General features: G+C 43.9%; 15 protein-coding genes and 4 tRNA genes. 6 read left to right on the forward strand and 13 right to left on the reverse strand.

Annotation, left to right across the window (positions count from 1 at the left end; genetic code table 11):
• Positions 1-23 precede the first annotated feature (23 nt).
• From clpP to ABD128_RS04315, 6 genes are all read right to left on the reverse strand, one after another.
• Positions 24-641 (reverse strand): ATP-dependent Clp endopeptidase proteolytic subunit ClpP, encoded by a 618-nt coding sequence (clpP, locus tag ABD128_RS04290; protein WP_343987046.1) that lies wholly within the window; start codon positions 639-641, stop codon positions 24-26.
• A 105-nt stretch (positions 642-746) separates the two neighbouring features.
• Positions 747-2039: a trigger factor gene (tig, locus tag ABD128_RS04295; RefSeq protein ID WP_343987048.1), complete on the reverse strand. Its 1293-nt coding sequence runs from the start codon at positions 2037-2039 to the stop codon at positions 747-749.
• A 122-nt stretch (positions 2040-2161) separates the two neighbouring features.
• A tRNA-Leu gene (locus ABD128_RS04300) sits at positions 2162-2246 on the reverse strand.
• Positions 2247-2324: 78 nt separating this feature from the next.
• A tRNA-His gene (locus tag ABD128_RS04305) sits at positions 2325-2400 on the reverse strand.
• A gap of 65 nt (positions 2401-2465) precedes the next feature.
• Positions 2466-2542 (reverse strand) — tRNA-Arg (locus tag ABD128_RS04310).
• Positions 2543-2574: 32 nt separating this feature from the next.
• Positions 2575-2651, reverse strand: a tRNA-Pro gene (locus ABD128_RS04315).
• Positions 2652-2829: 178 nt separating this feature from the next.
• Between ABD128_RS04315 and folD the strand changes: the two genes are divergently transcribed.
• Together folD and ABD128_RS04325 are read left to right on the forward strand one after the other, a co-directional pair.
• Positions 2830-3684, forward strand: coding sequence for a bifunctional methylenetetrahydrofolate dehydrogenase/methenyltetrahydrofolate cyclohydrolase FolD (folD, locus tag ABD128_RS04320; protein ID WP_343987051.1), 855 nt, complete (start codon positions 2830-2832; stop codon positions 3682-3684).
• A gap of 153 nt (positions 3685-3837) precedes the next feature.
• The gene (locus tag ABD128_RS04325) at positions 3838-4248 is read left to right on the forward strand and encodes a hypothetical protein (RefSeq protein WP_343987053.1); all 411 of its coding nucleotides are present in this window, start codon (positions 3838-3840) and stop codon (positions 4246-4248) included.
• Between the two features lie 46 nt (positions 4249-4294).
• On the opposite strand, the gene ABD128_RS04330 is transcribed toward ABD128_RS04325, so the two are convergent.
• Genes ABD128_RS04330 through ABD128_RS04340 form a run of 3 tightly spaced genes read right to left on the reverse strand, consistent with a single transcriptional unit; the run spans position 4295 to position 6567 of the window.
• The gene (locus ABD128_RS04330) at positions 4295-4948 is read right to left on the reverse strand and encodes a lysophospholipid acyltransferase family protein (RefSeq protein ID WP_343987056.1); all 654 of its coding nucleotides are present in this window, start codon (positions 4946-4948) and stop codon (positions 4295-4297) included.
• 10 nt (positions 4949-4958) lie between these two features.
• Positions 4959-5918: a phosphatidate cytidylyltransferase gene (locus ABD128_RS04335; protein WP_343987059.1), complete on the reverse strand. Its 960-nt coding sequence runs from the start codon at positions 5916-5918 to the stop codon at positions 4959-4961.
• A 28-nt stretch (positions 5919-5946) separates the two neighbouring features.
• Positions 5947-6567 carry a CDP-alcohol phosphatidyltransferase family protein gene (locus tag ABD128_RS04340; RefSeq protein ID WP_343987062.1) on the reverse strand — a complete coding sequence of 207 codons (621 nt, stop codon included), beginning with the start codon at positions 6565-6567 and terminating at the stop codon, positions 5947-5949.
• A gap of 130 nt (positions 6568-6697) precedes the next feature.
• Between ABD128_RS04340 and ABD128_RS04345 the strand changes: the two genes are divergently transcribed.
• On the forward strand, positions 6698-7432 hold the full coding sequence (locus ABD128_RS04345; protein ID WP_343987065.1) for a helix-turn-helix domain-containing protein: 735 nt from the start codon (positions 6698-6700) through the stop codon (positions 7430-7432).
• A gap of 267 nt (positions 7433-7699) precedes the next feature.
• Here ABD128_RS04345 and cysS read toward each other — a convergent pair whose 3' ends face one another.
• Positions 7700-9097, reverse strand: coding sequence for a cysteine--tRNA ligase (cysS, locus tag ABD128_RS04350; protein ID WP_343987068.1), 1398 nt, complete (start codon positions 9095-9097; stop codon positions 7700-7702).
• Between the two features lie 182 nt (positions 9098-9279).
• Here cysS and ABD128_RS04355 point away from each other — a divergent pair, with 182 nt between their 5' ends.
• The 3 genes from ABD128_RS04355 to ABD128_RS04365 all read left to right on the forward strand — a co-directional run bounded on the left by ABD128_RS04355 (position 9280) and on the right by ABD128_RS04365 (position 11340).
• Positions 9280-9786 carry a peptidylprolyl isomerase gene (locus ABD128_RS04355; protein WP_343987071.1) on the forward strand — a complete coding sequence of 169 codons (507 nt, stop codon included), beginning with the start codon at positions 9280-9282 and terminating at the stop codon, positions 9784-9786.
• Positions 9787-9869: 83 nt separating this feature from the next.
• Positions 9870-10589 (forward strand): UDP-2,3-diacylglucosamine diphosphatase, encoded by a 720-nt coding sequence (locus ABD128_RS04360; RefSeq protein WP_343987073.1) that lies wholly within the window; start codon positions 9870-9872, stop codon positions 10587-10589.
• A 34-nt stretch (positions 10590-10623) separates the two neighbouring features.
• The gene (locus tag ABD128_RS04365) at positions 10624-11340 is read left to right on the forward strand and encodes a Clp protease/crotonase-like domain-containing protein (RefSeq protein WP_343987077.1); all 717 of its coding nucleotides are present in this window, start codon (positions 10624-10626) and stop codon (positions 11338-11340) included.
• On the opposite strand, the gene ABD128_RS04370 is transcribed toward ABD128_RS04365, so the two are convergent.
• The 3 genes from ABD128_RS04370 to pepE all read right to left on the reverse strand — a co-directional run bounded on the left by ABD128_RS04370 (position 11337) and on the right by pepE (position 14321).
• On the reverse strand, positions 11337-11903 hold the full coding sequence (locus ABD128_RS04370) for a DUF924 family protein (protein WP_343987080.1): 567 nt from the start codon (positions 11901-11903) through the stop codon (positions 11337-11339). The two genes, ABD128_RS04365 and ABD128_RS04370, sit on opposite strands and share 4 nt — an antisense overlap.
• Positions 11904-11912: 9 nt before the next feature.
• Positions 11913-13463 (reverse strand): hypothetical protein, encoded by a 1551-nt coding sequence (locus tag ABD128_RS04375; protein WP_343987083.1) that lies wholly within the window; start codon positions 13461-13463, stop codon positions 11913-11915.
• 144 nt (positions 13464-13607) lie between these two features.
• A complete protein-coding gene (pepE, locus tag ABD128_RS04380) occupies positions 13608-14321 on the reverse strand; it encodes a dipeptidase PepE (protein WP_343987086.1) in 714 nt (237 codons plus the stop codon).
• Positions 14322-14326 lie beyond the last annotated feature (5 nt).

Below are 14326 nucleotides of genomic sequence, written 5' to 3' on the forward strand. Positions count from 1 at the left end.
TAAATAACTATAAGGAACTTTGGTTAATCTTGCTTTCGCGAATTAATAATCGAGTCGACTAAGCCGTATTTCACGGCTTCTTCAGCTGATAAGAAGTTATCACGATCAGTATCTTTCTCGACTTCCTCAATTGGCTTATCACAGTGATGCGCCAAAATACCGTTTAGACGCTTCTTCATCTCATAAATTTCCTGAGCATGAATCGCGATATCTGACGCCTGACCTTGGAATCCACCCAAAGGCTGATGAATCATCATACGTGAGTTAGGAAGGCAATGACGCTTGCCTGCAGCACCACCAGCTAATAGTAAAGCTCCCATACTAGCTGCTTGACCGACACAAACCGTAGAAACGTCAGGACGGATAAACTGCATAGTGTCATAAATCCCCATACCAGCAGTTACCACGCCACCTGGCGAGTTAATGTAAAGGTAAATATCTTTATCAGGATTGTCAGACTCCAAGAATAACATTTGAGCGACAATAGAGTTCGCCATATTATCTTCTACAGGGCCAACACAAAAGATGACACGCTCTTTTAATAGACGCGAGTAAATATCATAAGAGCGTTCGCCACGCGACGTTTGCTCTACAACCATTGGAATTAAAGCATTACTGATCGGTTGTTCAAATTTGCTCATATTAAGACGATTCCTTATGTTAGAGGCAATAGATTATATCAATGCCCAAAACAAAAGAAGCGGATAAAATCCGCTTCTTATGAATGATGTGACTGACGCTTAAACTTACTGTTTGTTAGTGTTTAGCATCTCGTCAAACTTTACGGCTTTCTCGGTTACTTTAGCTTTTTCTAGCACCAAGTCAACCACAGAGTCTTCTAGTACTAATGACTCAACTTCACGTAAACGTTGTGGGTCGCCATAGTACCAATCGATAACTTCTTGAGGTTCTTCATAAACTGAAGCCAAGTCTTCAACTTGTGCACGAACTTTTTCTTCGTCCGCTTTTAACGCCTCAGACTTAATGATTTCAGCTACTACTAGACCTAGCTTAACGCGACGCGAAGCTTGCTCTTCGAATAGGTTAGCTGGAAGATCAGGAGTTTCACCTTTCGGAGCGTTCATTTGCTGTGCCATTTCTTGACGCATACGATCGATTTCTTGATCAATCATTGCTTTAGGCATATCAAATTCATGCTTAGCGACTAACTGCTCCATTACAGCGCCTTTAACGCGTGCTTTTACAGCATTGCGAAGTTCACGCTCCATGTTTTTCTTAACGTCCGCTTTTAGGGCCGCTAAATCTTCAGCGCCTAATTGCTCAGCTAATTCAGTAGCAGTTGGAAGTTCTTTCTTATTAACAACATGTACGTGAGTTTCGAAAGTTGCTTCTTTACCTTTCAAATCTTCAACGTGGTAGTCTTCTGGGAAAGTCACTTTTACTTCGATATCGCTATCAGCAGAAGCGCCAACTAATTGCTCTTCAAAGCCTGGAATCATGTTGCCAGCACCAATTTCAAGTGGGAACTGCTTAGCTTCGCCACCTTGGAATGCTTCACCATCGATAAAGCCCTTAAAGTCGATGACAACTTGGTCACCTTCTTTAGCTTTACGCTTAACTTCAACCCATGAAGCGCGTTGCTCACGTAAAGTATCCATCATGTTTGATAGATCTTCATCGCTAACTTCTGATGTAGGTTTTTCGATTTCTAAATCTGAAAGATCGGCAACTTCAACTTCTGGATACACTTCAAAAGTTGCTGAGAACTTAAGGTTTGCACCATCTTTGTTCTCAATAAGTTCAAGTTGAGGGTAGCCAGCAGGCGTTAATTCTTCTTTTTGAACAGCTTCAAAATAATGACGTTGCATCACTTCACCAAGAACTTCCTGACGAACAGCATTGCCATAACGCTTTTGAACTACTTTGAAAGGAACCTTACCAGGACGGAAACCGTTCATTTTAACGGTACGTGTCATTTCCTGTAGGCGTTTTTGTACTGCACCGTCAATGTTTTCGGCAGGTACATCGATCACTAATTTTCTTTCTAGACCGTTATTCGCTTCAACTGAAACTTGCATTCGCTGATCTCCGATAGGCTATTATTTCATAGCTATTAATAATATATGACCAGGTTTTCAGATGAAGACTATAAGGGAGGACCATCTTTTTAATACTAGTTTTTATAAACCTAGCAAAAAGATGGTGCGAAAGGAGAGACTCGAACTCTCACGCCTCGCGGCACTGGAACCTAAATCCAGCGTGTCTACCAATTCCACCACTCTCGCGTTTTGACTGCGGGCCCTGAGCCCTCATCGAACCATATTGTAATTCCTGCTCAGCGTAAATGCTGGTTTACAAGAATCTGGGGTGGACGATGGGATTTGAACCCACGACAACCGGAATCACAATCCGGGGCTCTACCAACTGAGCTACGCCCACCATCAACCTACTCTCCCCCGACTCGGCCGCTCGAAATTATTAGCGAGCATACTGCCCGACAATAATGGCGCGTCCGGCAGGATTCGAACCTGCGACCCACGGCTTAGAAGGCCGTTGCTCTATCCGACTGAGCTACGGACGCATGTTTATCCTGACGTCGAGGCGAGAAATAATTGGTCGGAGATGAGGGATTTGAACCCCCGACATCCTGCACCCAAAGCAGGCGCGCTACCAGACTGCGCTAATCTCCGAATTTTGTCTCAAGGGGCTTGCCCCTGCGAGACGCGCATATTACTGATTTCCCCCATACCCGTCAACACTTTTTATCGCCTTTTTTACTAAAACTTCAAACTTCTACAAAAGCATTGAGTAAGTTGTCTATTATTGCGACAATATCGCCTTTCAAACAACCATTTGAATTTAATCAGCATGACTGCTCAAATTCTTGATGGCAAAGCCATCTCAGCCAAAGTAAAAGACGAATTAGCCCTTAAAGTAAAGGCTCGCCTCGATAAAGGCCTACGAGCACCGGGGTTAGCGGTAATTCTAGTGGGAATTGATCCCGCGTCTCAAATCTATGTTAACAAGAAAGTAGAAGCTTGTGAAAAAGTTGGCTTCATTTCTCGTAAGATTGTGATGGAAGAAGATACCACACAAGAAGCTTTATTAGAACAGATAGATTTACTCAATGACGACCCTGCTATCGATGGAATTTTAGTACAACTTCCATTACCAGAGCATTTAGATTCAAACGTCATTCTTGAGCGAATCAAAGCAGATAAAGATGTTGATGGTTTCCACCCTTATAATATGGGCCGTTTAGCACAAAAAATGCCAACCATGCGTCCTTGCACGCCTTATGGCGTGATGGTCATGCTAAAAGAAACCGGTATTGACCTTATCGGCAAAGATGCTGTTGTAGTCGGTGTTTCCAACATTGTTGGCCGTCCAATGGGCCTAGAACTGTTAATGGAACGCTGCACTGTGACTTTTACGCACAGCAAAACTAAGGATCTAGCGAAAAAAGTGTCTGAGGCAGACATCGTGGTTGTTGGCGTTGGTATTCCTAACATGGTTAAAGGCGAATGGATCAAGCCAGGCGCTATTGTTATTGATGTAGGGATTAACCGTTTAGATAATGGTAAGTTAGCTGGTGACGTAGAGTTTGAGGTCGCAAAAGAACGTGCTTCATGGATTACCCCTGTTCCGGGCGGCGTTGGCCCGATGACTGTAGCTATGCTGATGAGCAATACCTTATTCGCTTGCGAGCACCTGCACGACTAATACCTTAAAGCTTTATGTGGGCTGGTTTTCTCAGCCAGCCCATTTTCACCATAAAATAGCGTGAACTGCATCACCACTTCCCACTAATAATCTATTTGAGTTCAATAACTTGCGTTAGTCTTTACCTTATAAATTCTAAGTATAGGGGTAAATATGGACGTTATAATCAAGTTACTAGCTATCGTTGGCGGCTTACTCGCTGCTTCGAGTCTAATCGCTCAAAAATCCAAAGATGCCGGGCAAGCACTCGGCAAACTCACACCCTACCAAGGGGTAATTGGCGTTATCCTTCTGGTCGTTGGCCTTTATTCGTTTTTATTTCATAGCCTGCCACACCTCGGCGCCATGATTAAATATTCCGCAGGCTTATTCGACCTAATCATGCAAATCTTGATGATTCTGGTCGGCTTTATTCTGTCCTACGCATTATTGTCTGAAAAATTACTGTCAAAAAATGAAACCGCCCAAGAAAAAGGCGCTCAAGCGGCCCGAAAGTTAGTTTCGATTCAAATACCGCTAGGCATCGCATTGGCTGTTTGTGCTTTCTTAGCCTTAATTCTTTAATTTAAACCTTTAAAGCACGCTATCTATTTACCAAAGTGGGATCTCACTAGTCCCACTTTGGTAGCTTTACTGAGCCTTGCATATCTGCGAATCGCTTTTTCACTTCGCCATAAAAAGACTCCTGACTATTTTCATAGGTCATAGGTTCTGAAAACACCACGTCGCAAAAGAAGGGGACAAACAGCGCATCGCCTTTTGGTAAGGTTTTACCAAGCCCGTGCATGTAAACAGGGTAAATCGGTACTTTAGGGCACTTTTCAGCAAGCTTGACCATGCCATATTTTAAGTCCGTCATTTTCTCAGGTTCACCGCGTGAGCCCTCTGGGAAGAAAATCAAAATCTTTCCTTTGTTTAATGCTTCCGCGCACTGCCCTACCGGATCAACACTTTTGTCTTTGCCTTGGCGCTCGATAGGTAAAATTCCAATGATGTTTAACGCAAACCAAGCCATGAATTTATTTTTCAGAAAATAATCTGCGGCAGCGACAGGTTGAACTTTGTGCAATATTTTTAGTGGTAATAATGAAATGAGCACCATCGTATCTAAGTGGCTGTTATGGTTAGCAATCAAAAGTGCCGGCCCATCCTGCGGTAGAATGGGCGTGTTTTGATAGCGCAGGCCAATCACGATTTTCACAATTGGCTTAATAATTAAGGCGAAGAATAACCAACGCAGTGCCAAATTTATGTACTTCATCATTAAACCCTCCCTAGAAGTAGAAATAACGCATGACGTGGAAGAATAGTGGAGCAGTAAACGTTAAGCTGTCGAGACGATCTAAGATACCGCCATGCCCAGGGATTAACTGTCCAGAATCTTTAATGCCGATATCACGTTTAATCGCCGACAAAGAAACATCACCAATAAAGCCCGCAATACCGATACCCAAGCCAACTAACAACCCCTGCCACCAGATCATCGGCGTTAATAAGACCGCCAATATCATGGCTAAAACACCCGTAGTGATAACACCACCAATCAAGCCCTCGCGCGTTTTATTCGGACTAATAGTCGGCGCAATAGGCGTCGTTCCCATCAGCTTTCCCCACACATACTGCGCCACATCGTTGAGCTGCGTTAGCATCACTAGGTATAGCAACAAAGCAGCACCATCGCCAGACATGGTTAACGATTGATACTCGCCTTCGCTCGGCAACATCACTAAATACGCCAAGTGGCTTAGCGTGAATACTGTTAGCATCAAGCCCCAGTGAATATTGCCCACCGCGCGTAAATAATTTTTGGTGTCGCCTGCCAGTACCATGCGAAAAGGAATGAACAGAAAGGCATAAACTGGGATAAAGATAATAAACATGCCGTACCAACCAGTAGCGATCCAATAGTACTGCAAAGGAATCGTTAAATAAGCCCAGAACAATACTTTGCGGTCGACCAAGCGTGTCGGCGTCATCGAGAAATACTCTTTCAGCGCAATAAAGCTAAGCATGGCGAATAGCAAAACTGTTACTAACGGCCCCATCAATAACGCTAGGCCAAAAATACCAATCATGATCCACCATGAATTAATACGTTGCTTTAACTCGGTATAATCTTTTTGCTTATTTTTTAGCGATAGTGCCCAGCCTATAACCGTCGCGAGCGACAAACCCGCTAATAAAAACATAAAGACCTGGGTCACTGTACGCATACTTTCGAAATCAAATAACATGGTTTTCTCCTTAATATTCTTATCGTTATTAAAGCGCTGCTTTGATTCTGTTCACCATTGTGAACACCGACAAAGCCACTAAAACAACCAATCCATAATTCAAATACTCAACAACTATTGGCCATAAAGGCAAAATAATCCCTAATAACCCTAAGACTAAAGCGCGATCGCTTTTCCCCATGGGACCTTGATACTGACGCTCCCTGCCGACCATTGGCGCGACGACACCAACAAACTCGACCAACATCGCCATAAAGATAAATGCCCCCACTAACCACGGCGAAACGCTTGGCAATATAAACAGTGGTAATAACAAAGCCACATCTGACACTACGTCGCCTAACTCGTTAAGGTAAGCGCCGAGTTTAGACTTTTGGTTGTGTTCACGCGCCAACAGGCCATCGATAGCATTTAGCGCCATACGCAGGAATAGAACGGCAGGGAGCAAGTAAAACCACAGCAACGATTGCTGCCATAAAATCACGCCACCAGTGGCGATACTGAGTAACATCGCAAACACCGTAACTTGATTCGCGGTAACACCCGCTTTAGCTAAACCATTAGTTAATGGTCGTAACATTTGCTGGAACTTAGGTTTGAGTTGATACACTGAAATCATATTGAGTCCTTTTAAGCTCTTACCGAGCATTTATTGCACTGCGATAGTGCTAAATTCCCATACAGACGACTTAGACGCCACCTTTTATGTTATAGTCGCTACCAGATAAACTTTTAGTATCGTATAGCTATACTTTTCTTTAAATCCCAACGGAATCCTGATGAGCCGACAAACCAGCCAATTAATCGAAACCTTAAAACGTCATTTACGCAGCCAAAACATCACTTATAAAGATTTGGCCGCGCACTTATCCATGAGCGAAGCCAATGTTAAACGCATGTTCTCACAAAACAAACTGTCTCTTGTGCGTTTAGAGGCTATTTGCAACCTACTTCACATGGATATTTTACAGCTGGCTCAAAACGCCCAAAGTCAGCAACACAAAATCTCAGAATTGACCTTAGAGCAAGAAAAAGAGCTGATTACGGATTTTAAATTGTTATTGGTAGCACAGCTCTGTTTATCCGACTGGACCTTTGAGGATATGCTAGCGCGCTACCAATTTACTGAGCATCAATTGATTCAATACCTCGCCAAGCTGGATAAAATTAACTTTATTGAATTGCTACCCAACAACCGAATTCGAAAACGAGTCAGCCCCCATTTTAAATGGCAAAGCGACGGCCCAGTGCGCAAATTCTTCGCAGAACACATCCAAAGTGAATTTTTCAACTCACGATTTGAAAACCCCACAGAAAAGATACTATTTATCTCAGGAATGCTCAGCGACGACTCCAATAAAAAAATCCAAACCCTGATCGAAGAACTCGGCACAGCTTATAGGCATCAACTCAGCCAAGACAAAGATTTAGCGCTAGAGGAAAAGAAAGGCACCAGTTTAGTGGTAGGTTTACGAAACTGGGAGTTATCAGTGTTTAATGATTTAAGACGGTAACATGCGCTTTGAGCTTTTCGAGCCCCATTAAATTAAGCTGAGTTTCAAAACAGATATAGCAATTCAAAACACGGATGTTTTGAATAGTGAAATTCAGACTGGGAGTCTGTATTTCGCGGTGCGTAAATAGCTGATTTGTAACTCAGGTAGTTATGCTTGCATAACCTTAATAATAGGGGGTGTCTTTATTTTGGTTCCTTTTCTTGGACAAATGACCATAGGAAATACCTATAAGTGCAAGAAAAGGAACATCATCAATACAGTAGGCTACTTCCTACGCCAGCTTGTACCACCCGCTCCATCTTCAAGCTCAATATTAAGCGCATGGAGCTTGTCACGAATTTTATCAGCAAGTGCCCAGTTTTTATCAGCGCGAGCTTGTAGGCGATCTTGAATTAGAGTATCAATTTCTTCGTCCGATACATCGCTGTCCCCAGCTCCAGACTTTAAAAACTCTTCAGGATCTTGTTGTAGCAAGCTTAAAACACCGGCTAGCTCTTTCAATTTAACGGCGATGGTTGCTGCTTTTGGCATATCATTAGCTTTTAAGCGGTTAACTTCTTTCGCTAGGTCGAACAATACAGGCATCGCTTCTGGCACGTTAAAATCATCGTCCATGGCTTTAATAAACGCCGCTTGAGCTTTTTCCATGATGTCGTAGCTGTCTGAAGTCGCGGCCGATAAATCTACGCCACGTAGTGACGTATATAAGCGCTCCAAGCTAGCATCAGCAGATTCGATATTGGCCTGCGTATAACTTAATTGGCTGCGGTAATGACCACTCATTAAGAAATAACGCACCGATTCGGCACGATATTGCTTAAGAACATCGCGAATAGTAAAGAAGTTGCCCAATGATTTAGACATCTTCTCTTTATCGACCTGCACCATACCCGTATGAATCCAAGTATTGGCAAAGGTACAACCGTTAGCGCATTCAGACTGTGCAATTTCGTTTTCATGGTGCGGGAACTGTAAATCCGAACCACCACCATGAATATCAAAGGTTTCGCCTAAGCTTTTTTTGCTCATGGCTGAACATTCGATGTGCCAACCCGGGCGGCCTTTACCCCACGGCGAATCCCACGATGGCTCGCCTAGTTTTGCCGACTTCCACAACGCGAAGTCCATTGGATCTTTTTTCGAGTCACGCACATCAATACGCTCGCCGGCGTTTAGCTGTGACAAATCTTGGCGGCTCAATTTTCCGTAATCTTCGTAGGCTGGCACATGGAAATAGACATCGCCGTCTTCAGTGGCATAAGCCGCACCCTTTTCAATCAGGGTTTGGTTCATTTCGATGATTTCAGCCATGGTTTCGGTAGCGCGAGGTTCAACATCTGGGCGCTGCAAGCCAATAGCATCGAAATCGTGATACATCTCTTCGATGAATTTAGCAGTCACGTCTTCAAACGCTTGGCCCGTTTCATTGGCGCGATTGATGATCTTGTCATCAATATCGGTAATATTGCGCACATAGTTCACCTCGAAACCTTTATATTTTAGATAACGATTAATAACGTCGAAGGCCGCGTAAGTTCTGGCGTGACCAATATGGCACAGATCATAAACCGTCACTCCACAGACATACATAGACACCTTGCCATCTTCTAAGGGCCTAAAGGTTTCTTTTTGACGAGTTAGGTTGTTATAAATCTGCAACATATTGATTAATCTCTTGTTCAATTATTCCAATTTTTGACTATTTTCTAATAAAATCGCAATTTAATACCAAAAAAAGTATCATGTGCGACAAACAGCCTTGGGATTCCGTTGCTAATTGTAACGAGCTAATGACTTCCAGGCTAGCTTAAACAAGGCTAAATCATTAATTTTGAGGATATTCCATGAGTAACCCTGTAGTAACTTTTTCAACTAACCACGGTGACATCACGCTTGAACTTTACCCTGAAAAAGCTCCTGAAACGGTTAAAAACTTTTTGAGCTATGTTGAAGAAGGCCATTATGACGGGACTATTTTCCATCGAGTCATTCCTAACTTCATGATTCAAGGCGGTGGTTTTACCCCTGACATGGAGCAAAAAGAATCGAAATCGCCTATTGCTAACGAAGCAAACAATGGCTTAAGTAACGATATTGGCACCATCGCCATGGCCAGAACTATGGAGCCACATTCTGCGTCCAGCCAGTTCTTCATCAATGTAAATAACAATGACTTCCTAAACTTCAAAAGTGAGTCGCCGAGTGGCTGGGGTTATTGTGTGTTTGGCAAAGTGACAGAAGGCATGGACGTGGTTAATGCGATTAAAGACGTACCAACAGGTAGCTACAGCATGCATCAAGACGTTCCTACAGAAACGGTCTTAATTACTAAAGCTGAAGTTAAAAGCTAAAAACCTCTCCACATATTGTCATTCTGATATGAACAAAGGGATTCCCCTTGCTCACATCAGGATGACAAAATAGACGAGTAACTATGATACACATCATATCCGACTTACACCTTTGCGAAGAGCGCCCTGATTTGACGGCGCTTTTCGAGCATTTTATGGACGAAATAGCGCCTCAATTCGATAGACTTTACGTTTTGGGTGATCTGTACGAAAGCTGGATTGGCGATGATGATGATTCTGCCTTTGTAGAATCCACTATCCAGAAATTTAAAGCTTATTCGGACACTGGAAAGAAACTGTATTTCCAACATGGTAATCGTGACTTTTTACTCGGCGATACGTTCGCCCAGAAAACAGGTGGCGAATTACTCGAGGAAGTTCATCCTATTCAGCTAGGCGATAAAAAAGCCATCATGATGCATGGTGACAGCCTCTGCTGGGATGATAAAGAATACATGCAGTTCCGTGAAATGGTGCGCTCAGAGCAATGGCAACAGCAGTTACTGTCGCAACCGCTCGAAGTGCGTCGAGGCATTGCTGCGGACCTGCGCGCCAAAAGTCGCCAAGCTCAAGAAAACAAAGCCAGCGCCATTACAGACGTACATCCACAGGCTGTAGAAGAAGCTCTACAAAAAAGCGATGCCAAAATACTGATTCATGGCCATACACACCGCCCAGACTTCCATGACATTGAAGTGGATGGCAAACATTGCCAGCGTATTGTGCTAAGCGACTGGGGTGAGAAAGGTCATTACCTCACCGTTGTGGATGATTCAATAACTGAGCATTATTTCTCGATCTAAACATCTCTATCTAACTACTAACAAGGAAGTTTGTATGCTTTGTCGATTACTCCTTCTAACCAGCTTCTTTTTGGTGTCGGCCTGTGCAACGCCCCAAAGTGATGACGCTCCAGAGCCTGAAACCAAAGTCTTTGTCGACGATAACAATGTTCTGCACTACGACGGCGGTATCAATAAAGACGCTAACCAACGCACTTTTGAGCTCTACAAATCCCTACCCAAAAAACCCATCAAGCTAAAAATCACCAGCAATGGCGGCGATGTCATGGAAGGTATAAGGCTCGGCAACTGGGTCTTTGATAATCAGTTTGACGTTATTGTGGACAAAGGCTGCGCTTCTTCATGCGCTAACTATGTATTTCCTGCTGGTAAGACTAAATATTTATATAAGGACTCTGCATTAATTTGGCATGGCAATTCATATCAAGAGGATGTGAATGAATTAGTGGAGCTTGGAGAACAGTTTGCTGTAGACTTTCGAATTGCTGAAAATACCTTTTATAAAAAAATTAGTGTCCACCCGATGCTAGCAGAGTATGGTCATAAGGAATTCAACGCTTGGACCTTTTTATATCACTACTTTAATGAAACCGAGGGTTACGATTACTCGCTTGAAGATATGACGAAATTTGGGCTGACCAATATCCAACTACTCGATGGAGTATGGGAGTGGCGCAAGCACCGCCCCCATTTAAAGGTAATACGAGTGGAAGTTGATCTAAATGATTTAACATCATTTAAACCTAACTAACAAAACGGTTGTTCTAAAAAGCTTTGCTCGGCCAAAGTGCTTTTCCTGCCTAAGGCATCATTTCTTCCTGGAAACCGCCCGAATCGTATAATTTGATCGCGGTGGCACAGCGCATGACTGATAGAGTTACTGTCACCCAGTTTCACGAACAGCTCAACGCTTTGGTCTTGCAGCGCTAGATCTTCTGCATGCTCAAAAGGCAAATAGAGGAACTTCCTTTGCACAGTAAGCAGCCCCTGATCAAAACCTTTATCAAGTACGTTTTGCGCCACTTCAACGGCTTTCGCATCATTGGCAAAGGCTTCCGCCTTTCCTCGATAAATATTACGTGAAAACTGATCCAGCAGAATGATCAAAGCCAAGGAGCCCTGCTGACTATCCATCATGGCATCTAACTTGTCCTCGCCTGCTAGCTGATTCGCTTGGCCAAAGCGCTGTCGAATTTCCTCATCGAAGGCAGGGTTTGAATCGAACCAAATAGCACGATCAGCGCCCAACTCCGCAGAGTCAGGCGCACCGAACCAAAAGTTGATAACCTCAGCTGTTAGTTCTTCATAGGACATCGTTGCTCCTTATTGAGCTTTTCGGGTTAAAGAAGCTTTAGCAGCATCTTCACGCTCCATTGCTTGTAAAGCAGCCTGCCACATTGGGATTGCCTTGAAAGCAGTGACCATATCGTAATCAAGAGAAACCTGCCCAGAATCCATCGGCACATCTCCGGCGCGACTTTGGAACCACTTCATCCAGTCCTTCGAACCCGGCTCGTTCAACACTAAAGCCTGATTTGTGCTTGATAGTGGCGCATTGATAACCTGTGGTGGCTGCGTCGTGCTTGGTAGTAAAAACGATACCATGTTCGGCTGGTTAGTGCTGACACTCTTCGGATTGTATTGCGCGGAACTGTGACAAGCCAAGCACCCTGCACTAGACAATCCTTTCGGGTAATAATGACTGCCTGCCCATGCTGGCGTTACTACGGCGCCATCGTTAGGGCCAGATAAACGGCCATCCCAACCCAATGTTGAACGCGCATATTCTGGCGAGTTCATGTTAATCCAGTTTTGTGATAATTGAGTATTCACTTTTGCCGGAGGCGTTAGAGCGTCGCTCGATAGATTAATCACATCAGGATTGTTCCCCCAGGTAGCGCCAAGAGGAACCATCTTTTCCCAAGCATCTTTACCCGGCGCATCTTTGTCATACACTAAGGTCGAGAATACCCAACCGGTTTCAGGAGCAGCTTGGCTATCTTTTACGATGATATCAAACTGCATCATGTAAATATTAGTCAGACTCGGATCGGCCGTGGAGCCAGCTGAGCCATTATTAGGACATTTAGAAGTATCAGGGTTATTGCCCGAACCATTACTTTCGTTCAATGGCGCATAAATTGGCACCGATGCTGTGCCCTCCATAGGCGCCCAATCCGCACCACAAGGGGTCACAAATGCAAACTTAACAATCACGCTGCCTTCCGCATACTGCGCGCCAGGGTTTGTAATGTTGGGGTTATAAGCACTTTTTAGGCTAGTCCCCCAAATATTGCCTAAGGTTGCGGCCGCAGTCTTATCGTACAAAGTCAATACATAGGTCGTTAAGTCTAACTTCTGATCGGTTAGCGTCTCGGCAGGAAAGCCAGAGCCTACATAAAAACCATAAATCGGCTCGCGCTCAGTTCCTAACCAAATCGATTCCCACCAAGGTTCTTGGCTGGCGTTCCACTGATCATAGTTATAAATCAGTTTACGCATATCGTCTGAAACGTAGCTTTTTAGCGCTTCAACATAAGCCATAGCATTTTGCTGTGTAATACGACCATTGTTGGTTACCGCTTTCCAAGCCGGATTTTTTACCTCTGCAGCGCTACTCGGGTAGTCGTGGCGCAATTGAAACAAGTTGCCGCTGTAAACGTTTTTGGGTGGATTGGGTAATGCTGAGTTGATAAAGGGGTGGATCGGTGTGTTCGCTTGGTCTAAGTTCTGGGCAGTGAGGGTAACGAAAGGTGCTTTCCCTACTATTTTGTCGCTATGGTGTGAGGATGGTGATGATGAATCCTTTGCGATCAAAGTTCCTGAGGCGCTAGCGATCGCAATTGTCGCCAGCCCCAATAATGTGTTCTTCATGAATGTCTCCTTCAGTGCTATAGGTTATACCATGGATGGAATAACCTCTTTTTTCACCATCCATAGTCATTTAACACTAGTCTATTTAGGCTGATGAAGGAAGAATTTTATCAACAAATCCAACCACTTAAGTCATATTTGCAACTAAAGTAGCCAGCTTATGTCAGTGTTGCATTGGATTGGGCGAGTCTTTTCGCCATCGCGGAAAACAAGCCCTGGTTTGTTGCCCACTAAAGTCAGCTTATTGTCCTTTAGTTGTAGCGCCGTTCCTTCTCGAGTTCCGACCACATAACGGTGCGGATTCGCTCGCACGTACTCAAAAATTCGCTCGGCACGTGTTTCGCCATTATGGTTTGGCGGCTGGTAGTCAGTGTAATGAGGATTAATTTGGAAGTTTACCAAGGCCAATGCATTGAAGCTTCGTGGCTCTACAATCGGCATATCGTTCGTAGTGCAGATGGTTAAGCCGGCAACGTTCGAGCCTGCGCTCCAGCCCATGTATGGCATGCCCTGATCAACGCGCTTACGAATAGCATCAATCAACTCATTGTCATACAGTTCTTTCAGCAGATGGAAAGTATTACCACCGCCAATCGCTATAGCATCAGCTTCTTCTACCGCTTTTACAGGATCGTCGAAGCGATGAATCGAAGTGACTTTTTTTCCTATAGTTTGGAATGGCTGATTCACTTTGTCTTCGTATTTATCGTAGCCCATAGCAAATCCCGCATAAGGGATAAACAGGACATTTTTGATGCTCTTATCTAAAAAGCCATCAATTAAAGGTAACGCATGCTCCAAATAATCCGTTTGGCCTTCGCGAGAAGAGCTCAGTAACAACAATTTTTTATCCGACATAACAA

Source organism: Kangiella japonica (genome assembly GCF_039523535.1).
GTDB classification, from domain to species: domain Bacteria; phylum Pseudomonadota; class Gammaproteobacteria; order Enterobacterales; family Kangiellaceae; genus Kangiella; species Kangiella japonica.